The 22260-nt window shown below is 65.4% G+C and carries 22 protein-coding genes and 2 tRNA genes; 14 read left to right on the plus strand and 10 right to left on the minus strand.

Annotated features, from left to right (window positions below):
* Positions 1-4 precede the first annotated feature (4 nt).
* Entirely contained in the window at positions 5-871 is an 867-nt protein-coding gene (gene metF, locus EU803_RS16240) for a methylenetetrahydrofolate reductase [NAD(P)H] (protein WP_129684774.1), read from the minus strand.
* A gap of 95 nt (positions 872-966) precedes the next feature.
* Here metF and EU803_RS16245 point away from each other — a divergent pair, with 95 nt between their 5' ends.
* Positions 967-1875, plus strand: coding sequence for a LysR family transcriptional regulator (locus EU803_RS16245; RefSeq protein WP_129684776.1), 909 nt, complete (start codon positions 967-969; stop codon positions 1873-1875).
* On the opposite strand, the gene EU803_RS16250 is transcribed toward EU803_RS16245, so the two are convergent.
* Positions 1856-3838 carry an EAL domain-containing protein gene (locus EU803_RS16250; RefSeq protein WP_129684778.1) on the minus strand — a complete coding sequence of 661 codons (1983 nt, stop codon included), beginning with the start codon at positions 3836-3838 and terminating at the stop codon, positions 1856-1858. The genes EU803_RS16245 and EU803_RS16250 overlap by 20 nt on opposite strands.
* A 144-nt stretch (positions 3839-3982) precedes the next feature.
* Between EU803_RS16250 and EU803_RS16255 the strand changes: the two genes are divergently transcribed.
* The gene (locus tag EU803_RS16255; RefSeq protein WP_129684780.1) at positions 3983-4771 is read left to right on the plus strand and encodes an inositol monophosphatase family protein; all 789 of its coding nucleotides are present in this window, start codon (positions 3983-3985) and stop codon (positions 4769-4771) included.
* Positions 4772-4812: 41 nt separating this feature from the next.
* The gene (locus EU803_RS16260; protein WP_129684782.1) at positions 4813-5028 is read left to right on the plus strand and encodes a hypothetical protein; all 216 of its coding nucleotides are present in this window, start codon (positions 4813-4815) and stop codon (positions 5026-5028) included.
* 76 nt (positions 5029-5104) lie between these two features.
* On the opposite strand, the gene EU803_RS16265 is transcribed toward EU803_RS16260, so the two are convergent.
* The 4 genes from EU803_RS16265 to putA form a co-directional block, all read right to left on the minus strand.
* A complete protein-coding gene (locus tag EU803_RS16265; RefSeq protein ID WP_129684784.1) occupies positions 5105-5500 on the minus strand; it encodes a VOC family protein in 396 nt (131 codons plus the stop codon).
* Positions 5501-5511: 11 nt separating this feature from the next.
* Positions 5512-6258: a rhomboid family intramembrane serine protease gene (locus EU803_RS16270; protein ID WP_129684786.1), complete on the minus strand. Its 747-nt coding sequence runs from the start codon at positions 6256-6258 to the stop codon at positions 5512-5514.
* 117 nt (positions 6259-6375) lie between these two features.
* A complete protein-coding gene (locus tag EU803_RS16275) occupies positions 6376-6669 on the minus strand; it encodes a hypothetical protein (RefSeq protein ID WP_207209229.1) in 294 nt (97 codons plus the stop codon).
* An 83-nt stretch (positions 6670-6752) separates the two neighbouring features.
* Entirely contained in the window at positions 6753-10223 is a 3471-nt protein-coding gene (gene putA / locus EU803_RS16280) for a bifunctional proline dehydrogenase/L-glutamate gamma-semialdehyde dehydrogenase PutA (RefSeq protein WP_129684790.1), read from the minus strand.
* 105 nt (positions 10224-10328) lie between these two features.
* Here putA and EU803_RS16285 point away from each other — a divergent pair, with 105 nt between their 5' ends.
* The 7 genes from EU803_RS16285 to EU803_RS16315 all read left to right on the plus strand — a co-directional run bounded on the left by EU803_RS16285 (position 10329) and on the right by EU803_RS16315 (position 14429).
* Positions 10329-10811 carry an Lrp/AsnC ligand binding domain-containing protein gene (locus EU803_RS16285; RefSeq protein ID WP_129684792.1) on the plus strand — a complete coding sequence of 161 codons (483 nt, stop codon included), beginning with the start codon at positions 10329-10331 and terminating at the stop codon, positions 10809-10811.
* A gap of 30 nt (positions 10812-10841) precedes the next feature.
* Positions 10842-11624, plus strand: coding sequence for a site-2 protease family protein (locus tag EU803_RS16290; RefSeq protein ID WP_129684794.1), 783 nt, complete (start codon positions 10842-10844; stop codon positions 11622-11624).
* A 44-nt stretch (positions 11625-11668) separates the two neighbouring features.
* Positions 11669-11754 (plus strand) — tRNA-Leu (locus tag EU803_RS16295).
* A 91-nt stretch (positions 11755-11845) separates the two neighbouring features.
* Positions 11846-12571, plus strand: coding sequence for an ABC transporter ATP-binding protein (locus EU803_RS16300; protein WP_129684796.1), 726 nt, complete (start codon positions 11846-11848; stop codon positions 12569-12571).
* Entirely contained in the window at positions 12552-13166 is a 615-nt protein-coding gene (locus EU803_RS16305; RefSeq protein WP_129684798.1) for an energy-coupling factor transporter transmembrane component T, read from the plus strand. Before EU803_RS16300 ends, EU803_RS16305 begins: the two co-directional genes overlap by 20 nt.
* A 32-nt stretch (positions 13167-13198) precedes the next feature.
* Positions 13199-13750 (plus strand): biotin transporter BioY, encoded by a 552-nt coding sequence (locus tag EU803_RS16310; RefSeq protein ID WP_129684800.1) that lies wholly within the window; start codon positions 13199-13201, stop codon positions 13748-13750.
* A 1-nt stretch (position 13751) separates the two neighbouring features.
* Complete coding sequence (locus EU803_RS16315; protein ID WP_129684802.1) at positions 13752-14429, plus strand: nitroreductase; 678 nt, start codon at positions 13752-13754, stop codon at positions 14427-14429.
* A gap of 31 nt (positions 14430-14460) precedes the next feature.
* Here EU803_RS16315 and EU803_RS16320 read toward each other — a convergent pair whose 3' ends face one another.
* From EU803_RS16320 to EU803_RS16335, 4 genes are all read right to left on the minus strand, one after another.
* Entirely contained in the window at positions 14461-15543 is a 1083-nt protein-coding gene (locus EU803_RS16320; protein WP_129684804.1) for an acetyl-CoA C-acyltransferase, read from the minus strand.
* A complete protein-coding gene (locus tag EU803_RS16325) occupies positions 15540-16745 on the minus strand; it encodes an AMP-binding protein (protein WP_165352883.1) in 1206 nt (401 codons plus the stop codon). The genes EU803_RS16320 and EU803_RS16325 overlap by 4 nt, the downstream gene beginning before the upstream one ends.
* Positions 16726-18435, minus strand: a complete 1710-nt coding sequence (gene metG, locus EU803_RS16330) for a methionine--tRNA ligase (protein ID WP_129684807.1) — start codon at positions 18433-18435, stop codon at positions 16726-16728. Before metG ends, EU803_RS16325 begins: the two co-directional genes overlap by 20 nt.
* Before the next feature lie 76 nt (positions 18436-18511).
* A complete protein-coding gene (locus EU803_RS16335) occupies positions 18512-19837 on the minus strand; it encodes an ATP-binding protein (RefSeq protein WP_129684809.1) in 1326 nt (441 codons plus the stop codon).
* 40 nt (positions 19838-19877) lie between these two features.
* Between EU803_RS16335 and EU803_RS16340 the strand changes: the two genes are divergently transcribed.
* The 4 genes from EU803_RS16340 (at position 19878) to EU803_RS16355 (ending at position 22154) form a co-directional block, all read left to right on the plus strand.
* Complete coding sequence (locus EU803_RS16340; RefSeq protein ID WP_129684811.1) at positions 19878-20768, plus strand: MBL fold metallo-hydrolase; 891 nt, start codon at positions 19878-19880, stop codon at positions 20766-20768.
* 80 nt (positions 20769-20848) lie between these two features.
* Positions 20849-20923, plus strand: a tRNA-Asn gene (locus tag EU803_RS16345).
* Positions 20924-21345: 422 nt separating this feature from the next.
* On the plus strand, positions 21346-21675 hold the full coding sequence (locus EU803_RS16350) for a TfoX/Sxy family protein (protein WP_129684813.1): 330 nt from the start codon (positions 21346-21348) through the stop codon (positions 21673-21675).
* Positions 21672-22154: a hypothetical protein gene (locus tag EU803_RS16355; RefSeq protein WP_129684815.1), complete on the plus strand. Its 483-nt coding sequence runs from the start codon at positions 21672-21674 to the stop codon at positions 22152-22154. The genes EU803_RS16350 and EU803_RS16355 overlap by 4 nt, the downstream gene beginning before the upstream one ends.
* The last annotated feature ends 106 nt before the right edge of the window (positions 22155-22260 follow it).

Here is a 22260-nt window from a genome sequence, read left to right on the forward strand (position 1 = left end):
GCCGTCAGGCCACCTGCTGTAGCCGAACCCGGGGGGAGATTCCCAAGGCGTGGCAGACATCGCGCGTCAATTCGGGACGGTTCAGCGTGTAGAAATGAAGGTGATCGACGCCACCCTGCAGCAGATCATCACACAGTTCGGTTGCCAGCGCAGTGGCCAGCAATTCGGTCGTGCCGTCGCGGGTCGCATTGGTAAAGGCGTCCTCGACCACCTGCGGGATGGAGGTGCCGCAGGACTTGGCGAACCGGCGCGCGCCTTCCCAGTTTTCGATGGGCAGGATGCCGGGGATGATCGGCGCGTCGATCCCGGCCTTCACACAGGCATCGCGGAACCGGAAAAAGGTCTCGGCCTCGAAAAAGAACTGGGTGATCGCGCTGGTTGCGCCCGCGTCGATCTTGCGCTTGAGCCAGTCGATATCGGCCTTGGCATCGGCGCTTTCGGGGTGCTTTTCGGGATAGGCTCCGACGCGGATGGTGAATTTCCCGGTCTCGGCCAGCGCTTCGATCAGCTCCACCGACGATCCGAACCCGTCGGGGTTGGCGCGGAATCCGCCCGCGCCTTTCGGCGGGTCGCCGCGCAGGGCGACGATTTCGGTCACGCCGGCGGCGGCATAGCTTTCAGCGATCTCCAGCGTTTCGGCCCGGCTGGCATCGACGCAGGTCAGATGGCCCGCCACGGTCAGGCCCGTCGCCTTGTGGATCGTGCCCACGGCTTCGTGGGTCAGGGTGCGGGTGGTTCCGCCCGCGCCATAGGTGACCGAGACGAACTCCGGCTCCAGCGGGGACAGGGCATGCACGCAATCCCAAAGCCGGAACGACGCGTCGAGCGATTTGGGCGGGAAGAATTCGAAAGAAACCTTGGGGCGAGTCATGGGACACCTGTGTGACTTGAGTTGACCCCTTGTCACCGATTTCTTCACATGAGACAAATTCATAACTTTCACAAAGATTATGAATCGAGTTGGGAATGTATATCGAATTCCGGCACCTGCGCACCATCAAGGCGATCCATGAAACCGGGGGGCTGGCCCGGGCGGCCGACGTTCTGGGGATTACCCAGTCGGCCCTGTCCCATCAGATCAAGGGGATCGAGGATCAGGCGGGCGTCGAATTGTTCGTGCGCCGGTCGAAACCTTTGAAGCTGTCTGCGGCGGGCAAGAAACTCCTCTCCGCCGCCGACGACATCCTGCCCCGCATGGCCGCGCTGGAGGCGGAATTCGCCGGGCTGATCTCGGGCAAGGCGGGGCGCTTGCATATCGCTATCGAATGCCACGCCTGTTTCGAATGGCTGTTCCCGGTGCTGGAACAGTTCCGCAAGGCCTGGCCCGAGGTGGACGTGGACATCCGTCCCGGCCTAGCCTTCGATGCCATGCCCGCGCTGCGCAAGGAGGAGGTGGATGTTGTCATCTCCTCGGACCCGGAAACCCTGCCGGGTGTCGACTTCACGCCGCTCTTCGACTACGCCCCGGTCTTCGTGGCCTCTTCGCACAACCCGCTGGCCGACAAGGCGGTGATCGAGGCCGAGGATTTCCGGGGCCAGACCCTGATCACCTATCCGGTGGACCGGGCGCGTCTGGATATCTTCAAGATGCTGCTGTCCCCGGCCAAGGTTGAACCGGCGGCGGTGCGGCAGGTGGAATTGACGGCGGTGATCCTGATGCTGGTGGCGTCGGACCGGGGGGTGTCTGTGCTGCCCGACTGGGTGGTGCGTCAGGTGAAAACCTCGTCCGATTATGTCACCCGTCCATTGGTCCGGCCCGAGGGGATCACCCGGCGGCTGTTCGCAGCGACCCGGGAAGAAGACACCGCACGCCCCTACATGGCGCATTTTGCGCGTCTGGCCCGTCAGGAGGCGGTCAAGTTGCAGAGACCTTAGTCAGCGGTGGCCATGTCAGCGTGCCGGTTCTTGGCTCGATCAGCCGCCAGTCGGCATGCAGGCGCAGCTTGGTTTCGGCCAGCGGTTGCGCGCGGCCGAACAGGAACCCCTGACCATATCGGCATCCGAGCTGCCGCAGGTGGTTCATCTGCGCCTCTGTCTCGACCCCTTCGGCGATGGTCGTCACACCCAGCCCGCTGGCCATCGACAAGAACCCCCGCACCAGAACCTCGGCCTTGGGGTCCCGCCCAAGATCCCGGACAAAACTGGTGTCGATCTTCAACTCGTCGAACTCCAACTCGCGCAGATGCTGGAACGAGGCGAAGCCGGTGCCGAAATCATCGAGCGAGACCCGCTGCCCGGCAGCGCGGAAATGGCTGATCGCCGCCCGGATCGCATCCCCTGACCGGGCAAAAAACACATCCTCAGTGATCTCCAGTGTGACCAGGTGGCGGACCCGCGAATGGCGGGCAAGAAGACTGTCCAGCCCCTCCCGGCCAGAGCGGGTTGCCAGTGCAACCTCGGGGACGTTGATGGACACCTGACCCGGCGACAGCCCTTCGCCCACCATGTCATCCAGATCGTTCAGGACCGCGCGGGCCATGTGTTGCAGGAAATCGCCCTGCAGGCCCAACTCGTCGATCTGCGGCAGGAAATTATCCGGCGTCAGAAGCCCCCGCATCGGGTGGTCCCAGCGGGCCAGCGCCTCGAACCCGATGATGGCACCGGTCTCAAAGCAGACCTTGGGCTGGTAATAGGGTTTGATCTCGCGCGCGGCCATGGATGCGATCAGGACCTTGCGGTCTTCAAGGCTGGCGCGCTTCTGGAAATCCTCGGGCCGGAACAGAACCGCGCTATGGGCGTTGTCGCGCAGGGACTTGGCCCGATACATCGCCTGATCGGCGGCCTTGCACAGGGAATCCACCCTGTGCCCCGCATGGCGGGTCAGCCCGATCCCGACACTTGCCCCGACGGTCAGGTGCTTGTCATCCACGATGATCGGTTTCTGGATCTCGAACGAGACATATTCGGCCAGACGCCGCGCCGCCGGTTCAGAGTTGATGGATCGGAACGCCATGGCGAATTCATCCCCCCCAAGACGGGCGATGATCCCGGTCTGCCCGGCCAGCGCCAGCAGCCGTTCTGCAATCGTCCGCAGCACCTGATCGCCTGCGTCGTGGCTGTAGGTGTCGTTGATCGGCTTGAACCCATCCAGATCGATAATGAAGACCGCCACGTCCGTCCTGCCGCGCCGGGCCGCCAGCATCTCTTCCAGCGCCTCGTCAAAGGCATTTCGGTTCAGCAATCCAGTCAGCGGATCATGGCGCGAGATATGTTCCAGTGCCCGCAGTCGGGTATTGGCCTCGTCCCGGGCGGCGTTGAGGGCCCGGCGGGTATCTTTCTGTTTGTGCAGGGTTTCGATGGTGTTGAAGCAATAGACGACCATGAAGGCCGTCGTGATCAGCCATTCCTCTCGGCCAGCGGGGCCATAGTCGATCTGAGACGCCAGCCAGAAAATCGCGAAACTGGTCAGGAAGGTCGGGACCATCAGTGTCCAGTTATACAGTGGCAGGGTCGCGAAATTATTGGTGGTGTGCACGAATATCCCGAAGATCCACAGATATCCGGCCAGCAGCATCGCCGTCGTCGGGGTCGAGGCCAGCACCAGAGCGGGGGAGACATAAACCACGGTGCTTGCAAGGTTCAGCAGCCAGATCGCCGACATCAGCGGGATCGGGATTTTTCTGAAATTCGACGGGATTTTGCGATACATGAGGTAAGAGGCGCATTCCGCGGCCGCCACCAGCCCCAGAAACCAATGCGAAAACGTGATCTGGCCAAGAAATTGCAATAGCGCGACCAGCATCAGGGCCGATGCGATCCGTTTCAGGCGATCCCGCGCCTCGATATGAACGACGATGCTTGTCTGATACCGAAGCTTGTCGATCGTTAACCCGAACATTTCACCGACCCGTATTGTCCCGGCCAGAGTGTCGCGCGAAGGGATAACCAAATGGTTAACGCCCTGAGCCGCGCCGCGCCCCCTTGCCCCGGGCGGGTCAAGCGCCTATACGCCCGGCCTGACCCCTTTTGCGGAGCCTGCCCAATGCAATTCAGCGCCAATCTCAACGTGATGATGAAGACCGCCCGCACCGCCGGCCGGTCGTTGCTGAAGGATTTCACCGAGGTGGAAAACCTGCAGGTCTCGTCCAAAGGCCCGGGTGACTTCGTCAGCAAGGCCGATCACCGAGCCGAAGAGATCATCCGCGAGGCGCTGATGGCCGCCCGCCCGACCTATGGGTTCCTGGGTGAAGAGGGCAAGGAAATCGACGGCGAAGACCCGACCCGCCGCTGGGTCGTCGATCCGCTGGACGGAACCACGAACTTCTTGCACGGGCTGCCGCATTGGGCTGTGTCCATCGCGCTGGAACACAAGGGGCAGATCGTGTCGGGGGTCATCTATGACCCGGTCAAGGACGAGATGTTCCATGCTGAAAAAGGCGCTGGCGCCTGGATGAACCAAAGCCGGATCCGCGTGTCGGGCCGGTCGCGGATGATCGAATGCATCTTTGCCACCGGGCTGCCCTTCGGTGGCCGGTCGGACCTGCCCGAGACGCTGAAAGACCTTGGCCGGCTTCTGCCTGCCGTGGCCGGGGTGCGCCGGTTCGGCGCCGCCGCGCTGGACCTCGCCTATGTGGCGGCGGGCCGCTACGACGGGTTCTGGGAACGGCGCCTGAACGCCTGGGACATGGCTGCCGGGCTTGTGATCGCGAAAGAGGCGGGTGCCTTCGTCGAACCGCTGAACCCCGGCGGCGACATCCTTGCCGATGGCGAGGTGATCTGCGCCAACGAGCCGATCTTCCCGCAATTCGCCAAGGTGATCCGCGGCGCCTGAGCGGTCAAAATTTCGTCCCAATCCGATGATAGGCGGCCCGCATGGACCGCCTTTTGTCATTTCTGCACTGCTTTCACGCCCAAGAGGACGGGGCCGCGACCGTTGATTGGGTCGTGGGCACCGCCGCCGCCGTGATGCTTGGGATCGCGGTGATGAATTCAGTCGGCAACGGGGCCAAGGCCCTCGCCGACAAGATCTCGGCCACCATCGCGGGGATCGAGTTTATCTGGGTGCCGGAAGAGACCGGCGGTACCTGACAGGTCAGGTAGGTCAAGACCCACCTTACAAAGGCATATCCCGACCCCGTAAGGTGGGTTTCAACCCACCATCCCCTTACCCACCCAAGGGCGCGAACAGGTCAACCTCGTACCCGTCGGGGTCCACGACGGTGGCATAGCGCTGACCCCAGAAGGCATCCCAGGGCTGGGTCTTGACGGTGAACCCGGCGGCGGCCACCGCTGCGGCGACGCTGTCCACCTCGGTCGGGCTTTCGCACAGAAGGGCAAAGGCGGAATGGGTGGCCGGGGCCGGCGGGCGGCCCGACAGTTTCTCGGCCAGTGCCGCGCTGTCGATCATCAGTCGCGCCTCGCCGGGCAGCGGGACTGCCTCAATATGCTGGGCGTCTGCGGGCACCTCGGGGATGTCAAACCCAAGACAGCGGTAGAAGGCGACAGAGCGGGCCATGTCACGGGCGGTGATGGCGACGGCGTCGATACGGGGGCGGGGCATGGCGGGGTCCTTCACTTGCGGCGGCGAACGGTGGGAATGCGGCTGTCGATCCTTGTATAGCGAGCCTCGGGGTGGGGCGGGTGCCCATCGGTGCGCGACCAGAAGGCCGTGGCCCCCTTACGTAGCCAGCGCGGCAGGGCAAGGGCAATCCCGACAAGGAATCCGCCCGCATGGGCCCAATAGGCAACCCCGCCCGCCTGTCCGCTGTCGCCGACGCCGCTGAACAGCTGCAGCCCGAACCAGACGCCCAGCACGATCCAGGCGGGGATCGGGATGATCCGGAAAAAGAAGATGATGATGATCAGCACATCGACCTGCGCCTTGGGGAAGAACAGCAGATAGGCCCCCATCACCCCCGCAATCGCCCCCGAGGCTCCGATCATCGGCACGTTCGAGGACGGGGCCGAGGCATATTGCGCTAGCCCCGCACCCACGCCCGCAGCCAGGTAGAACAGGAGGAACCCGACATGGCCCATCTCCTCTTCCATGTTGTCGCCGAAAATCCATAGAAACAGCATGTTACCGGCCAGATGCAGGAACCCGCCATGCAGGAACTGCGAGGTTATCAGCGCCAGCGGGTTATCTCCGGAGGACAGCCGGTCAGGGATCAGGGCGTAATGCCAGTAAAGTTTTGCCAGATCGCGGTCGGTCTGAAAGACCGTCACCGTAAGGATGAAAACCGAAATATTCAGGATAATCAGGGCATAGGTGACAAAGGCCACCTTCTCAGAGGGGTTATGATCGCGGATCGGGAACATCGGTCTTCCGGCAATTGGGTCGCGGCCAGACTAGCGGATTGGCCCGCCGCGTCACCATGGAAACTGGGGTTAACATCAAGGCGTTTGCATTTGTGATGTTTGACTTACCGCGCCAGGTCATGAGCTGCGTCGACTGAAAGCTGCGCAACCCCAAATCGCGACCAGCCATGCCGCGACAATTTGAATGAAGACCAAGCCGTAGTGCAAATATTCAGACCTGCCGGCGCCGAAGGTATGGACCACTTCACCGGCGATACTATCCGGCCAACCTGTGATCCCGAGGAACCACCACGCAAGCTGTCGAACTGTTGACGGATCGTCGTAGTGCAACTCTGCCGCGCTGGACACAAACGGGCCAAGCGCGACGATCGCTGTCCAGCCGACCATTACACTGAAACAGAATTTCGACATCGGTCCCCAAACGACTGCCTGAACAAAAAGAACCGCCCGGAACCCTCGTTTGAGAGCCGGGCGGGTGTGCTAGGGACCTTTTATCAGGCCGCGCTGCTTGCGGCCACCTCGGCCAGAAGGGCGGCGTTGCCCCCGGCGGCGGTGGTGTCGATGCAGACGTGCTGCTCGTGCAGCACATGGGCGGCGTCGGGTTGGGCGGTGACCAGCGCCACGATGGGGCCCTCGCGCCGGGCAAGGGCAGCCTCATAGGCGCGGGCGGTGTCCGCGTCGCCCCACCAGAGCACGGTCGCCAGCGGGGCCAGCACGGTCAGCGCCTCGGGCGGCACATCGCCTCCGGCCTCGACCGCGATGCCGCCCAGGGCGCGCACGGTGTCGGCCTGCGCTTTCGCGGCGGCTGCCCCCGGCCCAAGGCACAGAACCGGACCACGGGGCGAGACGCCCAGCCGGTTGGATTCCCCGGTCGGCCCCGGCATCGCCACGGGCTCGGGCATCGCGCCGGCAGGTGCGGCCTGCATCAGTGCCCCGGCCAGCGCGCCGGTGTCCGCCGCCCCGTCCCAACTGCCCACCGGCCCTGCAGCGGCGGGCGCGCGGAACCGTGTCAGGTAGTGCGGCCCACCGGCCTTTGGCCCGGTCCCAGACAACCCCTCGCCCCCGAAGGGCTGGCTGCCGACCACGGCGCCGATCTGGTTGCGGTTGACATAGATGTTGCCCGCATGGACCCGCTCCACGATGGTCTGCACCCGGTCGTCGATCCGCGTGTGCAGCCCGAAGGTCAGCCCGTAGCCGGTGGCGTTTATCCGGTCGATCACCGCCTCGATCTCGTCGGCGCGGAAGGTGGCCACATGCAAGACCGGCCCGAAAATTTCCCGCTCTAGCGCGCCGATTCCATCGACCCGGATCACCGTCGGCGACACGAAGTGTCCGCCCTTGGGTTCCGGCAGCTCGTGCAGGATGCGGCCTTCGGCGCGGGCGGCCTCGATATGGTCGCGGATGGTTTTCAGGGCCTGGGCGTCGATCACCGGGCCGATGTCGGTGGCCAGGTGCCAGGGGTTGCCGATGGACAATTCATCCATCGCGCCCTTCAGCATTTTCAACAGCTTGTCGGCAATGTCTTCCTGCACATACAGGCAGCGCAGCGCCGAACACCGTTGCCCGGCGGACCGGAAGGCGGACATGACGATATCGCGGACCGCATGTTCCGGCAGGGCGGTGGAATCGACGATCATCGCGTTCAGCCCGCCGGTTTCGGCGATCAGGGGCGTGCCGGGGGCGCAATGCGCGGCCATCGCGTCGCGGATTTTCATCGCCGTGGCGGTGGACCCGGTGAAGGCCACGCCGTTCACCCGCGCGTCTGATGTCAGGGCCGCGCCCACGCCGCCGCCACCGGGCAGTAGTTGCAGAGCCGTGCCCGGCACCCCGGCTTGATGCATCAGCGCCACCGCGCGGGTGGCGATCAGGGGCGTCTGTTCGGCGGGTTTCGCCAGAACGCCATTGCCAGCCGCGAGCGCGGCGGCCACCTGTCCGGTGAAGATCGCGAGTGGGAAGTTCCACGGGCTGATGCAGGTCCAGACGCCGCGCGGGTCGGTGGCGTCGCCCGCCGCGCGGGCCTCGGCGGCGTAGTAGCGCAGGAAATCCGCCGCCTCGCGGACCTCGCCCACTGCATCGAACATGATCTTGCCCGCCTCGCGGGCGACAAGGGCGAAAATCTCTTCTGCGTTCTCTTCGTAAAGGTCGGCGACCCGGTCCAGCACATCGGCCCGCTCGGCGGCGCTGGCCTGCCAGGGGCGGGCGGCGTCAAGTGCTGCGGCGATGTCAGAGGGGGTGGCTTCGCGCACCTCACCCACCACATCCGACAGATCGGCGGGGTTGGGCATCATGCGCGGGTCAGCCCCAGTGCCACCGGTGGCGACCATCGGCGCGGCGGTCCAGCGGTGCCCCTGATAGGGGGCGCGGCCCGCGTCGATCCCGGCCAGCGTCGGCACATGGGTAATGTCCCAGCCTTTGGAATTGCGGCGATGCGGCGCGAACAGCTCTGGCCCCGTTGGCAGGTGCAGCCCTTGCCCCAGCGCGTCGAACGGGCAGGCGGCAACCACCTCGGCCGGGACGTCTTCGTCCACGATCTGGTTGACGAAGCTGGAGTTGGCCCCGTTTTCCAGCAACCGCCGGACAAGGTAGGCCAGAAGGTCTTCATGCGCGCCTACCGGGGCATAGACGCGGCAGCGGGTGCCTTCGGCCTTCAGAACGATGGTGTGCAGTGCCTCGCCCATGCCGTGCAGCCGCTGGAATTCATAGTCGGCGGGCGTGCGGCCCATGTCGCGGGCCATATGCAGGATCGCGGCGACCGTGTGGGCGTTATGGGTAGCGAATTGCGGGTAGATGCGGTCGGTCATGCCCAGAAGCTTGCGGGCGTTGCCGATATAGGAAATGTCAGTGGCCTCTTTCCGGGTGAAGACCGGGAACCCTTCCATCCCTTCGACCTGCGCGCGCTTGATCTCGGCATCCCAATAGGCGCCCTTTACAAGGCGGACCATGATCCGGCGGTCATGCTTTTCGGCCATGGCGTGCAACCAGTCGATCACATGGCTGGCGCGCTGGCCAAAGGCCTGCACCACCACGCCGAACCCGTCCCACCCCTTCAGGGCCGGTTCTGACAGGACGGCTTCGATCACATCCAGCGACAGGGACAGGCGGTCGGCCTCTTCCGCGTCGATGTTCAATCCCATGCCCGCCGATTTCGCCAAAAGGGCCAGCGACCGCAGGCGCGGGACCAGTTCGTCCATGACCCGCGCCTTCTGGGCCTGTTCATAGCGGGCGTGCAGCGCCGACAGCTTGACCGAGATGCCGGGGTTTTCCGCCACCGACCCCTTGTCGCAATGGTCCGCGATAGACGAAATCGCGCGGGAATAGGCGAGGTGGAAATGCTTGGCGTCATCCTCGGTCCGGGCCGCTTCGCCCAGCATGTCGTAGGAATAGGTGAACCCTTTGGCCTGCATCCCCTGCGCCCGCTTCATCGCGGCCTGAATGGTTTCGCCCAGAACGAACTGGCGGCCCATTTCCTTCATCGCGCGGGCCACGGCGGTGCGGATCACCGGTTCGCCCAGCCGCTTGATCGCGCCACGCATCACCCGGCTCAGGCCGGTGCCTTCATCATCCAGAACCTTGCCGGTCAGCAAAAGCGCCCAGGTCGAGGCATTGACGAGCGACGAGGCCGAATGCCCAAGGTGCTTGCCCCAGTCCGACGGCGCGATCTTGTCTTCGATCAGCGCGTCGATGGTATCGGCGTCCGGCACCCGCAACAGGGCCTCGGCCAGACACATCAGCGCGATGCCTTCCTCGGTTGACAGGCCGTATTCAGCCAGAAACACTTCCATCAGGCCGGGATCGGCGGCGTCGCGGATCTGGCGGACAAGGTCGGCCCCCTTCGCGGCGATCTGTGCGCGGTCCGCAGCGGTCAGGGCGGCGGTGCGGGTCAGCCGGTCGATCACCGGGCCCTCGGGGGCATAGAGTGCGGCGTCGATATCGGTGCGGATCTGGGCAAGCGAGGGGTGGGACATGAATCACTCCATAGATGATCTTCCCAAGATACAGCATTGTTGCTGGGCGGTTCGCCTGCTATTGATCCAAGTGAAAGCCATTCGGACCGAAAAACAGGCCAAACCATGACCGAACGATTTTCCGACATCGACCCATTCGACCGCAAGATCCTGGACGTGCTTGCGGTCGAGGGCCGGATCAGCGTGACCGAACTCGCCCGCCGCATCGGCCTGTCCAAATCGCCGACGCAGGCGCGTCTGAAGCGGCTGGAGGAATCCGGCGTGATCCGTGGCTACCGCGCCCTGTTCGATCCGATCCGGCTGGGCCGCGATCACGTCGCCTTTGTCGAGGTGAAGCTGACCGACACCCGCGAAGCCGCGCTTGCGGAATTCAACGCCGCTGTCCTGAAAATCGCCGAGGTGGAACAATGTCACCTGATCGCCGGGGCCTTTGACTACCTGCTGAAGGTGCGCACCGCGTCGATGTCCGGATACCGGCTGGTTCTGGCGGAAAAGATTTCCACGCTGCCCTATCTTGCCAATACATCGACCTATGTGGCGATGCAGGCGGTCAAGGAAGAGGGGCTTGCCCCCGCCGCGCCGGCCTGACCAAATGCGGCAAATGTCAGGGAGTAACCAGTGAAACAGCGTATGAGTCACCGGCCGCGCCGGATTGGGCAGCGGGAATGGCTTCCCTTCATCCTGCATTCTTCGGCAGTTGTTCTAAGCGGCCTGCTGCTATTTCTCGGGGTCTTTTCCGGAGTTGCGGAAAAGGCGCTGGGTATCCTCTTCATGCTGCTTCTGATGACGCTGAAAGTGGCCTTTCACGAATTCGGCCATGCGATCATCGCCTACCGGGCCGGGGACTATACGGTGCGCAGTTCCGGTTACCTCACGCTCAATATCCTGCGCTATTCCGATCCCTTCACCTCGATCCTTCTGCCGGGGCTGATCTTCATCTGGTCGGGCATCTTCCTGCCCGGCGGCGCGGTCTATCTGAACCCTGCACTGATCGACCAGAGAAAGAAGCTTTGGGTCGATCTGGGCGGAATCATCATGGATATCCTGACCCTGATCGCCCTGATCTTCATTGCCTATTCGACGTTTTCCCTCGGGTCGAAAACCTATGTCGCGCTGATGTCGACGGCGATCTACCTGTCGATCGGGTTCATCCTCTTCAACCTCTTGCCGATCCCGCCGCTGGATGGCTATTCCGCGCTGGCCGAGCTGGCCCCGGCCCGGATCCGTGAAACCATGTATCGGATCCGCGCACAGGCCGGGTTCATGATCCTGATGGCGGTGTTTTTCCTTGCCCGCGACCTGTTCGGATTTCTTTGGGAGGCGGCCCGGTTCCTCTATGCCCTTACCGGCCTTGATTTGATGTTCGCCTATTGGGGGCTACAGATGATCCGGCTGTTCTGATCCCTTGGCGGGGCCCGGCAGCTCTGCTAAGCCCCGGCCACAGAGCCCGCGTGGTGGAATGGTAGACATCGGAGACTTAAAATCTCTTGGCCGAAAGGCCGTGCCGGTTCGAGTCCGGCCGCGGGTACCACCCCTGATCCCCGAAAACCGTTGATATCACCGCCCCCTTGCGCCATTCAGTCCGCGCCGACGCACGCGCGGCCAAGGGACAAGGGACAGCCATGACCACCGCCACCCCGGCACAGATCAGCATCGACGGTGTGACCGTGCAGCTGGGCGAGGTGCGGGCGCTGGACGGGCTATCGGTGCAGACCGCCGACCGGCGGATCGGGATCGTGGGGCGCAACGGGTCCGGCAAATCGACACTGGCGCGGGTGCTGTGTGGTCTGATCGCGCCCGAGGCGGGCCAGACCCGGGTGGGTGGCGTTGACGTTCTGACCGACCGCAAGGCGGCGATCCGCACGGTGGGCCTGTTGTTCCAGAACCCTGACCACCAGATCATCTTCCCGACCGTCGACGAAGAGATTTCCTTTGGCCTGCGGCAGTTGGGGCAGGGCAAGGGGGCGGCAGCCGGTGCCACGGCGCGGATGCTGGCCCGCTTTGGCAAATCCCATTGGACGGGACGCTCCGTCGCCACCCTCAGCCAGGGCCAGCGACACCTAGTCTGCCTGATGGCGGTCCTTGCGATGGACCCGGCGGTGATCGTTCTGGACGAACCGTTTTCCGGCCTCGACATCCCGACCACGCGGGCTCTAACCCGCTATCTGGACGCGCTGCCACAGACGTTGGTGCATATCACCCACGATCCGGCTGTGATCGCCGGATATGACCGGGTTATCTGGCTGGAGCGGGGCAAGGTCATAGGGGATGGTGCCCCGGGTACGGTGCTTCCCGCCTACCGCGCCGCGATGGAACAGGAGTTGCCCGATGCTGGCGCTGACCTCTGACATTCAGACCCCGTTTCACCGGCTTCGGGCGGGATGGAAGCTGGCCGCTTTGTCGCTGTCCACCGTTGGGCTGTTCGCCCTGCAATCGCCCCTTTGGCTGGCCGGTGCGGCGGCTGTCACTGCCGGGTTTTACCTGACCGGCGGGGTGCGGTTCGCCCGGCTTGGCCTGCGGATGCTGCGGCCCCTGTGGCTGGTGCTTGCGCTGATCCTTTTGTGGCATGTGGTGACGGGGGATTGGGCCCGTGGGTCCGCGATCTGCCTGCGGCTGGGCACGGCGGTGGCGCTGGCCAACCTTGTGACGCTGACGACGAAACTGTCCGACATGATCGACGTGCTGATGTGGCTGCTGTCGCCCCTCCGCGCGATTGGTCTGCGCACGGCACCCGTTGCGCTGGCCATTGCGCTGGTCGTCCGCTTTGTCCCGGTGCTGGGCGACCGGGCGCGCAGCCTGACGCAAGCCTGGAAGGCCCGGTCCACCCGACCGCCCGCATGGCGGATCGTCCTGCCCCTGACTCTGTCCGCCCTTGACGATGCCGACCATGTGGCCGAGGCGCTGCGCGCGCGCGGCGGGGTGGCGGCAGAGTTTCGGCCCTGATACACCGCCCCTGACATTACGGAGGACCCCCGATGCAAAGCCCCGAGAAATCCATCGCCCTGATCGCCCTCTTTGCCGCGCTGACCGCCGCGCTGGGGCTGATCCCGCAGTTCACCATGCCCTGGGGCGTGCCGATCACCGCCCAAAGCCTTGGGGTGATGCTGGCCGGGGCGGTTCTGGGCGCGAAACGGGGCGGGCTGTCGATGCTTCTCTTCGTGGGGCTGGTCGCCCTTGGTCTGCCGCTTCTGGCGGGCGGGCGCGGGGGGTTGGGCGTCTTTGCCTCGCCCACCGCCGGGTTCGTCGTGGGCTTTCCGGTGGCCGCCTTTGTCACCGGTCTGGTGATGGAACGGCTGCGTGGCCCGATCGCACTGTCGGCCGGGGTGGCTGCGGCCATCGGCGGGGTGCTGGTCCTGTATGCCTTTGGCATGGTGGGCTTCTACCTGCTGACCGACCGGACCCTGTTTGCCGCCATCGGCATCCTGTGGGTCTATATCCCCGGCGATCTGGTCAAGGTCGTGGTGACGGGCCTGATCGTTCGGGGGCTGTATCAGGCCCGGCCCGGCGCGATCCTGTCGCGGGGCTGATATGACGCCGGGCGGCGACAGCCTGTTTGAACGGCGCACCTCGGTCCGGGCGTTTCTGGACCGACCCGTCGACAAGGCACAGGTCGCCGACCTTCTGCACATCGCCCGCATGGCGCCCAGCGGGGCCAACCTGCAACCGGGGCGGTTCCATGTGCTGGCCGGCAGGCCCTTGGCCGAGTTTTCCGCCGCGCTGACCGGCGCGGAGGCCGCGGGCAGTCCGCATGACGCCGATTATTCCTATTTTCCCCGCCCGATGCCGGCCGAATTGAAGGCGCTGCAACGGGCGGCGGGCTTTGCCCTTTATGCGGCCCTTGGCATCGACAAGCGCGATCTTGATGGGCGGCGGGCGCAGTTCGACCGCAATTACCGGTTCTTCGATGCGCCGGTGGGTATTGTCGTCACCATCCGGCCCGACATGGGCAAAGGGTGCTTCATGGATCTGGGCATGTGCCTGCAAACCTTCCTTCTGGCTGCGACCGATGCGGGGCTTGGGGCCTGCGGGATCGGCGCGCTGGCCAACCACGGGCGGCTGGTGCACGACCATCTGGGGCTGGGCGCGGACGAGTTGGTCGTCTGTGGCATCGCGCTGGGGCACCCTGACTGGGATCACCCGGTGAACCAGTTCCGGACCGAGCGGCTTTCGGTCGAAGAGTTCGCGACCTTCCGGGGGTTTGACTAGGGGCAGGACCAGCGCGGGCTATGCGATCTACCTAGATTTCCAGAACCAGCGCCGATCCAATCCCGCCTGCCGCCGCGATTGCGGCGACCCCCGCTCCGCCCGTCCGTGTGACCTCGTGAAACAGGCGCACGGCCAGGACCGCGCCGGAAGCCCCCACCGGATGCCCCCGCGCCAGCGCCCCGCCGCCGGGATTGACGATGGCAGGGTCCAGCCCTGCGCCCTCGACACAGGCGATGGCCTGCACGGCATAGGCCTCCATCACCTCGGCCACCGACAGGTCCGCCGCAGCCCGCCCCGCCAGCGTCCGGCCAATCGCCGCCACGGGGGCCAGACCGGGCATGTCCGGCGCCCCTCCGACCGAGGCAAAACCAGTAATCCGGGGCGCATCCGGGGCAAGGTCCGCCGCGACGACAAGGCAGAACGCCGCCCCATCCGCCGCGACGGCGGCGTTGGCGTGGGTAATGGGGCCGGTGATCACCTTGGCCCGCGCGGCCAGCGCCGGGGTCAGGTCACGGGTGAAACTGTCGGCCACCACGCCAGCCACGGGCACGATCTCGGACGCCAGCCTGTCGCGCGCCGCAAGGGCCTTGGCATGGCTGTCCACGGCCCAGGCGTCCTGCCGGTCGCGCCCGATCCCCAATCGCTGGGCAAGCGCGGCGGCGGCTTCTTCCATCTCGGGGTCGCGGTTGGGGAAGGGGGTGAAGGGCGGGCGGTCATAGGGGATTGGGTCGCCTGACGCCGGCACATGGGACCGCAGGGGGCGGCGGGAATAGCTCTCGGCCCCGCCCGCGATCACGACGCGGACCTGTCCGCTTTCGACAAGCGCCTTTGCCAGACCGATGGCGTCCAGCCCCCCGGCGCATTGACGGTCGATGCTCAACCCCGCGACGGTCTCGGGCAGACCGGCGGCAAGGGCGGCCAGCCGCGCGGGATTGCCACCGCCGCCCATGGCATTGGACAGGATCACCTCGTCCACGGCCTCCGGTGCGATCCCCGCGTCGTCCAGAAGCGCCCGGATCACCGGCGCGGCAAGGTCGTGGATGGACAGGGCCGACAGCGCCCCGCCCCTTGGGCAGACTGCGGTGCGGCGGGCGGCAAGGATGCGGGCGGTCATGCGCCACCCTCGACCAATCGGGACAGGGCGCGCAAGTCCGTCTTGCCGCCGGGCAGCAGTGGCCAGTCGGGCAGGGGCCGCAGCCAACGGGGCGCAATGCCGGGGCCAAGGGCCGCGCGGCAGGCAGCCATCAGCACCTCGGGCGCGGCGTCGCCTGCGTAGAACCCCACCGGCACCGCACCACGTTTGGCATCGGTCAGGGGCAGGATGGCGGCATGGGTCACGCCGGGCTGGGCGGTCAGCACCGCCTCGATCGTCTCGGGGTGCAGGTTGCGGTCGGCCACGGTGAACATGCGGTCGGCGCGGCCCGTCAGGAACAGGTTGCCCGCGTCGTCCAGATATCCGGTTTCCCCGACCGTCACCCATCCGTCGACGATCTGTGTGCCGTCGGAATGTCCCACCGCGTAGCCGTCAAACAGATAAGGGCTGCGGAGCCAGACTAGGCTGGCTTCGTCCACCCGCAGGTCAACACCGGGATAGGGGCGACCGACCGACTCCTCGGGCGTGGTCGCATCCGACAGGGTGGCGAAACTGGTTTCCGCCGCGCCGTAGAACACCTCGACCGATGCATTCGGGGCAAGACGGGCAAGGGCGGCGCGTTGGGCCGCGCCAAAGGCACCGCCGCCCACTGCCACATGGCGCAGGGCGGGCAGGGGGCGGTCGGCTTGCACGATCTGCCCCACTTGGGTCGGAGTCGCGTAAAGCAGCGTCACCCCGTCCAGCGCCGCAGCCTGCCGGTCCGGGCGCAGGCCGGTCAGGACATCGACGGTCACCCCAAGATGCAGCCCTTCGACAAGCGCATAAAGCGACAGGGATTGATCCAACCCGCCCAGAACCGCCAACCGATCGTCCGGGGTGACGCCCCAACGGCGTGCTGTTTCCCGAAAACTGGCAATCCATGACGCGTGACTGCGGCGAATGCGTTTCGGCGCGCCCGTCGACCCGGACGTGGCGGTATGAAATGTTCCCGCCGGTTCCTGCAGCCCTGCCGGGGTCACTGACACGCAAAACGGCGCCCCGCTTGCCAGACAGCCGACCAGCGCGGGCAACGCATCGGCAAGGGGCAGGGGGGCGATGTCGCACACGGGCACCGGGCCGGGCGGGCAGGGCGCGGCGCTGCTGCGCAGGGCCACGGGCTGCCCGGCGATTGTCAGCCGGGCCGCCGCATGGATATGGAACCGGTCAGTCGCGGGTTCCGGCAAAGCGGACCTGCCAGTCTTCCCGAGCCTCGTCGCTGATCTTGGAAAACAGGTTGTCGGGCACGGTGAAAGCATGGCCGGGGGCCAGCCGGGTCAGGGCCGACGCGGCGCTGTACGGCCAGTCGGCGGACACGCCCATTGCGGTCGCCATCGCCTCTGCCGCATCCGGGATGAAGGGGGCGGACAGGGCGGCGTAAAGCGGGATCAGGTTCAGTGCGAAGCGGACCTGCGCGGCGGCGGTGTCCGGGTCTTCCTTGAAGGTGGCCCAAGGGGCTGCCTCTTGCAGGTATTCATTGCCCAGCACCCAGATCGCCCGCAGTTCGGCGGCGGATTTGCGGACCTCGATGGTGTCCATAAACCCCTCGTAGGTGGTGATCCGGTCCTGAAGCGCCGCGATCAGCGCCTCTTCACGCGGGCCATAGGCACCGCCTTCGGGGACCACTTCGCCGAACTTCGACCGGCAAAACTTGGTCACGCGGGACACGAAATTGCCCAGCACATCGGCCAGATCCTTGTTCACCGAGGTCTGGAAGTTCTCCCAAGTGAATTCACTGTCGGAACTTTCCGGCGCGTGGGACAGAAGCCACCAGCGCCAGTAGTCGGCGGGCAGAATCTCAAGCGCCTGATCCATGAACACGCCGCGCCCGCGCGATGTGCTGAACTGGCCGCCGTCATAGTTGAGGTAGTTGAACGATTTGATGAAATCGACAAGCTTCCACGGCTCGCCGGACCCAAGGATCGTGGCGGGGAAGGACAGGGTATGGAAGGGCACGTTATCCTTGCCCATGAACTGGGTATAGGTCACGTCCTCCGCACCCTTGTCGGTGCGCCACCAGCGTTCCCAATCGTCGCCTTTGCCCGCTTCGACCCATTCCGAGCCGCAGGCGATATATTCGATGGGCGCGTCGAACCAGACGTAGAAGACCTTGCCTTCCATGCCCGGCCAATCCTCGTCCCCCTTCTTGACCGGGATGCCCCAGTCCAGATCGCGGGTAATGCCCCGGTCCTGCAAGCCGTCTCCGTCGTTCAGCCATTTCTTGGCGATCGAGGTGGTCAGCACTGGCCATCCTTCGCGGGTGTCGATCCATTCCTCCAATTGGTCCTTGAGGTTGGACTGACACAGATAGAGGTGCTTGGTTTCCCGCATCTCAAGGTCGGTCGAGCCGGAGATCGTCGAGTGCGGGTTGATCAGGTCCACCGGGTCTAGTTGCTTGGTGCAATTGTCGCACTGGTCGCCACGGGCGCTGTCGAAGCCGCAGTTGGGGCAGGTGCCTTCGATATAGCGATCGGGCAGGAACCGGCCGTCGGCGTGGGAATACATCTGCTTTTCGCTGACTTCGCGGATCAGCCCGGCCTCGGCCAGTCGCCCCGCGAAATGCTGGGTCAGCTTGTGGTTCTGCGGGCTGGACGAGCGGCCGAAATGGTCAAATGACAGGCGAAAACCTTCGGCGATGCGGGTCTGAACCTCGTGCATCTCGGCGCAGTATTCGGCGACGGGCTTGCCGGCCTTGGCCGCGGCCAGTTCCGCCGGGGTGCCGTGTTCATCGGTGGCGCACAGAAACAGCACCTCGTTGCCGCGCTCGCGTTGGTAGCGGGCGAAGAGGTCGGCGGGAAGCTGGCTGCCCACGAGGTTCCCAAGGTGCTTGATCCCGTTGATGTAAGGGATCGCAGAGGTGATCAGATGCCGTGCCATATCCATGCCTGCCAAAATCGTTCCGCGCTTTCATAGTGGACCGGGGCGCGGGATGAAAGACGTGGTTGCGCCGCGCCTAGCGCGCCACGACGATATCGGCACAAAGCCCGCCCATATCGGCGCTTTCGCCCAGTCGCAGGGTGCCCCCATGCAGCCGGGCGATGTCGGCCACGATCGCCAGCCCAAGGCCCACACCGGTGCCGCGGTTCTGGTTGCGGGCCGGGTCCAGCCGGGTGAAGGGGCGCATCGCCTCGTCCCGCTGGTCGGCGGGAATGCCGGGGCCGTTATCCTCGACCCGGAACCGCAGGGTGCGGTCGCTTGCGGTCAGCGACAGCCGCACCTTGCCGCCATAGCGCAGCCCGTTGCCAATCAGGTTTTCCAGCGCCCGGCGCAGGGCCATGGGGCGCAGCATCACCTGTGCCGTGTCGTCGATTCCGTCGATCCGGCCCAGTTCCACCGCTCGGCCCGCCCGCGCCGAATCCCCGGCCACCTGCCGCAGAAAGGCGACCGGGTCGGTCGGTTCCGGGGCGTCGGCGGCGTCCTCGCGGCCGTAGTCCAGGAATGCATCCACCAGCCGCTCCATGTCCGCCACGTCGCGGACCATCGGTTCGGCCTCCTCCTCGTCCATCATCGACAGGCCAAGGCGCAGCCGGGTCAGGGGGGTGCGCAGATCGTGGCTGATGCCCGACAGCATCATCGTCCGGGCCTGTGTCTGGCGTTCGATCCGGGCGCGCATTTCCAGAAACGCCATCCCGGCGGCCCGCACTTCGACCGCGCCCGACGGGGTATAGGGGACGACCCGGCCTTTGCCATAATCGGCGGCGGCATCGGCCATCCGCTTGATCGGGCGCAGCTGGTTGCGCAGGAACAGATAGGCGATCAGGGTCATCAACGCACCCATCACCACCATGATCACGATCAGCTGGTGCGGGTTTGACGCCGACACCCGCGACCGGCCAAAGCTCAGAACGGCAGGCCCTTCCGGCGTGTCGAGCAGGATATGCACCTCGCGAAAGTTGGACAGGTCGGTCGGGCCCAGCCCGGGGATCGCGGCGCTGAAGATATCCAGCATCACCCGGCCCGACAGGTCATAGAAGGGTCGGGCCGCGACAACCGCATCCGGGGCGGCATCGAACACCAGATCGAAATCCAGGGCGTCGGCGATCCGCCCGGCTTCGGCCCGCGCGGCGGCGCTGTCCGGGGCGGCGGCCATCTCGTCCAGCAGAAAGGTGATCTCCTGCACCACGGCCCGCGACATGATCTCGGTCACGCCTTCGAAATGGCGCTGGATGAAGACCAGCGATACGATCAGCTGCAGCATGACGACAGGGAACACGAGGATCAGCGCCGCGCGTCCGTAAAGCCCTCGGGGCATGTAGCGTTTGAGCCATTGGAAGACCATGACGGGCAGGCTAGCTTGGGCCGGGGCAAGAGGGAAGAGAATGCAGGACGAGACAGGCAAACGGGTTGATCTGGGGGGCGGGATTTCGCGGGTGCTGGCCCCGAACCCGTCGCCGATGACGCTGTTTGGGACCAACAGCTATCTGATCGGCACGGATGAGATTGCGGTGGTCGATCCCGGCCCGGATGACCCGACCCATCTTGAGGCACTTCTGGCCGCGATCGGAGGCCGGCCCGTGTCCCATGTCATCGTCACCCATAGCCACGTGGACCATTCGCCCCTTGCCGCGCGGCTGGCGGGCCGCGTCGATGCGCCGGTCGTGGCCTTTGGCGACAGCAGGGCGGGGCGGTCCGAGGTGATGGACCGGCTGGCCGCTGATGGGCTGACCGGGGGTGGCGAGGGGGTAGACCCGCTGTTCGGGCCCGACCAGACCATCGCAGATGGCGGGGTGCTACAAGGGGCGGGGTGGGAGGCCGAGGCAATCCACACCCCCGGCCATTTCGGCAACCACATCTGCCTGCGGGTCGGCGATTCGCTTCTGTCGGGGGATCACGTCATGGGCTGGGCCAGCACGCTGGTATCGCCGCCCGACGGCGACCTGACCGATTTCATGGACTCCTGCGAAAAGCTGCGGGGGATCGGGGTGGCGCGGCACCTGCCCGGGCACGGGCATCCGGTGCCGGACCCGGACAAACGGATCGACTGGCTGATCGGGCATCGCCGGGGGCGCGAGGCGCAAATCCTCGCCACTCTCGCACAGGGTACGGCCACGGCGCGCGACCTGACCCTGGCCATCTACACTGACATCCCCAAGGGGATGCTGGGTATGGCCGAACGGAACGTCTTTGCGCATCTTATTGATCTGGTGGGAAAAAACCTGATATCCGCCGATCCCCAGCCCGCCATCGACGCCCGTTTTTCCATCATCTGAACTTTCCGGCCCGATTGTGCATTTTTTCCGCGAAAAGCTCTGGACGCCGGGAAAGACCGTTGCTACATACCGCCCCGTGTTCCGGCGTAGCTCAGCGGTAGAGCAGTTGACTGTTAATCAATTGGTCGTAGGTTCGATCCCTACCGCCGGAGCCAAAATTTCCTCTTTGATCTGATCGTTTCGCGATTGGCGACAGTGCCATGTTTTCGCCACATTTCTGCCGTCGCGGTGCCCGTTTTGGACTCTATGGTCAAGGAACGAGGCGGCGCAGATCGCCCGTGTTCAAGGCAGGCAGACAGAAAAGGGGTCCGACATGCTGACCCGTCCGTCAAAGACCAAGAGCGCGCCGAAGCCGGCCCCGAAGCCTCCGACCAAGGGGCAGACCGGGGCGCCGGTCCCGCTCTTCAAGGATTACGCCTCGATCTGAGGCACGCAGAACCTCCGCCGTGGCCCCGCCTCTCCCTCGGGGTCCGGTATCCTGACCGGCCAGCCTGTTGCGCGGGATCCTCCCATTGCTGCGCAGGGCTGGCCCTTTTTCCGGCTTTCGCGCGTGCCGCGGCCGGGGCATTCTGCGCCCATGTGCAGCGATATCACCACCATTCCCAACCTCGGCCCGGCCACTGCGGCGGAATTCGCCAAGGCGGGCATCACCACGGCCGAGGAGATTCGGGCGCTGGGCGCGAAGGAGGCCTACCGCCGCCTTCTGGCCGCCGGAACCCGTCCCCATTTTATCGGCTACTATGTCCTTGTGATGGGATTGCAGGGCCGCCCGTGGAACGATTGCAAGGGGGCCGAAAAGGCCGCGCTGCGCAAGGAATTCGATGCGATCAAGGCCGAAAGTTTCGATGTTGGCCGGTCGGAGCTGGAAGAGTTCATGAACCGGATCGGGCTGGTGAAACCGGGATGAAACCGGGCGCGACGATCCTCGCATGCCTGATCGCCGGGGCGGCGCTGGCCGATGACCTGCCGCGCCGGGCGGATATCCCCACCGCCGATCACGAGGGGCAGGGCCGGGGGCAGGGGCCATCGGTGCATCTGGTGGTGCAGTTGACGCCGACGAACGGGTCGCCCCTTATCCTGCACGGCTTCATGGTGGCTGAAGGGGTGACACGCGTTTTTGTCTGGGCTGAAGGGCCGGGCGGCAGCCCGGATTGCCGAGGCACCATTACCCGACCCGCTCCGGGGGCGGATGGGGCGGGCAGGATCACCTGCCGCAGCGCTGGCCAGCCCGACCTGAATTTCGACATGGCCGCCCCGCGCGAGATGTGGGGCAGACCTTCGGGCACGCTGCGTCAATCGGGGGTGCAGTCCAGCGCTGGCCAACTGGATGTGGGCATCGCCTGGGCGCTGCGGCGGTTCCCAACAATGAATGACACAAAACCATAGAGGCGGATGCGCAACTCGACAGTTGGCAGGATTTCGCAGATTGCCAGCGTGACGCGGGAAGGTTCTTTCAATCGACCAATTTCGATGAGCCCAATTGATCGAAACC

Origin of the sequence: Loktanella sp. IMCC34160, assembly GCF_004145845.1 — a bacterium.
GTDB lineage: Bacteria > Pseudomonadota > Alphaproteobacteria > Rhodobacterales > Rhodobacteraceae > SELP01.

Excerpts from the sequence above, each read along its gene's own strand:
- EU803_RS16320 (WP_129684804.1), bottom strand. The coding sequence starts at position 15,543 with ATGACCGCCCGCATCCTTGCCGCCCGCCGCACCGCAGTCTGCCCAAGG.
- EU803_RS16300 (WP_129684796.1), top strand. The coding sequence starts at position 11,846 with ATGACCACCGCCACCCCGGCACAGATCAGCATCGACGGTGTGACCGTG.
- metF (WP_129684774.1), bottom strand. The coding sequence starts at position 871 with ATGACTCGCCCCAAGGTTTCTTTCGAATTCTTCCCGCCCAAATCGCTC.
- EU803_RS16310 (WP_129684800.1), top strand. The coding sequence starts at position 13,199 with ATGCAAAGCCCCGAGAAATCCATCGCCCTGATCGCCCTCTTTGCCGCG.
- EU803_RS16275 (WP_207209229.1), bottom strand. The coding sequence starts at position 6,669 with ATGTCGAAATTCTGTTTCAGTGTAATGGTCGGCTGGACAGCGATCGTC.
- EU803_RS16315 (WP_129684802.1), top strand. The coding sequence starts at position 13,752 with ATGACGCCGGGCGGCGACAGCCTGTTTGAACGGCGCACCTCGGTCCGG.
- EU803_RS16250 (WP_129684778.1), bottom strand. The coding sequence starts at position 3,838 with ATGTTCGGGTTAACGATCGACAAGCTTCGGTATCAGACAAGCATCGTC.
- EU803_RS16245 (WP_129684776.1), top strand. The coding sequence starts at position 967 with ATGTATATCGAATTCCGGCACCTGCGCACCATCAAGGCGATCCATGAA.
- EU803_RS16255 (WP_129684780.1), top strand. The coding sequence starts at position 3,983 with ATGCAATTCAGCGCCAATCTCAACGTGATGATGAAGACCGCCCGCACC.
- EU803_RS16260 (WP_129684782.1), top strand. The coding sequence starts at position 4,813 with ATGGACCGCCTTTTGTCATTTCTGCACTGCTTTCACGCCCAAGAGGAC.
- EU803_RS16350 (WP_129684813.1), top strand. The coding sequence starts at position 21,346 with ATGTGCAGCGATATCACCACCATTCCCAACCTCGGCCCGGCCACTGCG.
- EU803_RS16265 (WP_129684784.1), bottom strand. The coding sequence starts at position 5,500 with ATGCCCCGCCCCCGTATCGACGCCGTCGCCATCACCGCCCGTGACATG.
- EU803_RS16305 (WP_129684798.1), top strand. The coding sequence starts at position 12,552 with ATGCTGGCGCTGACCTCTGACATTCAGACCCCGTTTCACCGGCTTCGG.
- EU803_RS16285 (WP_129684792.1), top strand. The coding sequence starts at position 10,329 with ATGACCGAACGATTTTCCGACATCGACCCATTCGACCGCAAGATCCTG.
- EU803_RS16340 (WP_129684811.1), top strand. The coding sequence starts at position 19,878 with ATGCAGGACGAGACAGGCAAACGGGTTGATCTGGGGGGCGGGATTTCG.
- putA (WP_129684790.1), bottom strand. The coding sequence starts at position 10,223 with ATGTCCCACCCCTCGCTTGCCCAGATCCGCACCGATATCGACGCCGCA.
- EU803_RS16335 (WP_129684809.1), bottom strand. The coding sequence starts at position 19,837 with ATGGTCTTCCAATGGCTCAAACGCTACATGCCCCGAGGGCTTTACGGA.
- EU803_RS16270 (WP_129684786.1), bottom strand. The coding sequence starts at position 6,258 with ATGTTCCCGATCCGCGATCATAACCCCTCTGAGAAGGTGGCCTTTGTC.
- EU803_RS16355 (WP_129684815.1), top strand. The coding sequence starts at position 21,672 with ATGAAACCGGGCGCGACGATCCTCGCATGCCTGATCGCCGGGGCGGCG.
- metG (WP_129684807.1), bottom strand. The coding sequence starts at position 18,435 with ATGGCACGGCATCTGATCACCTCTGCGATCCCTTACATCAACGGGATC.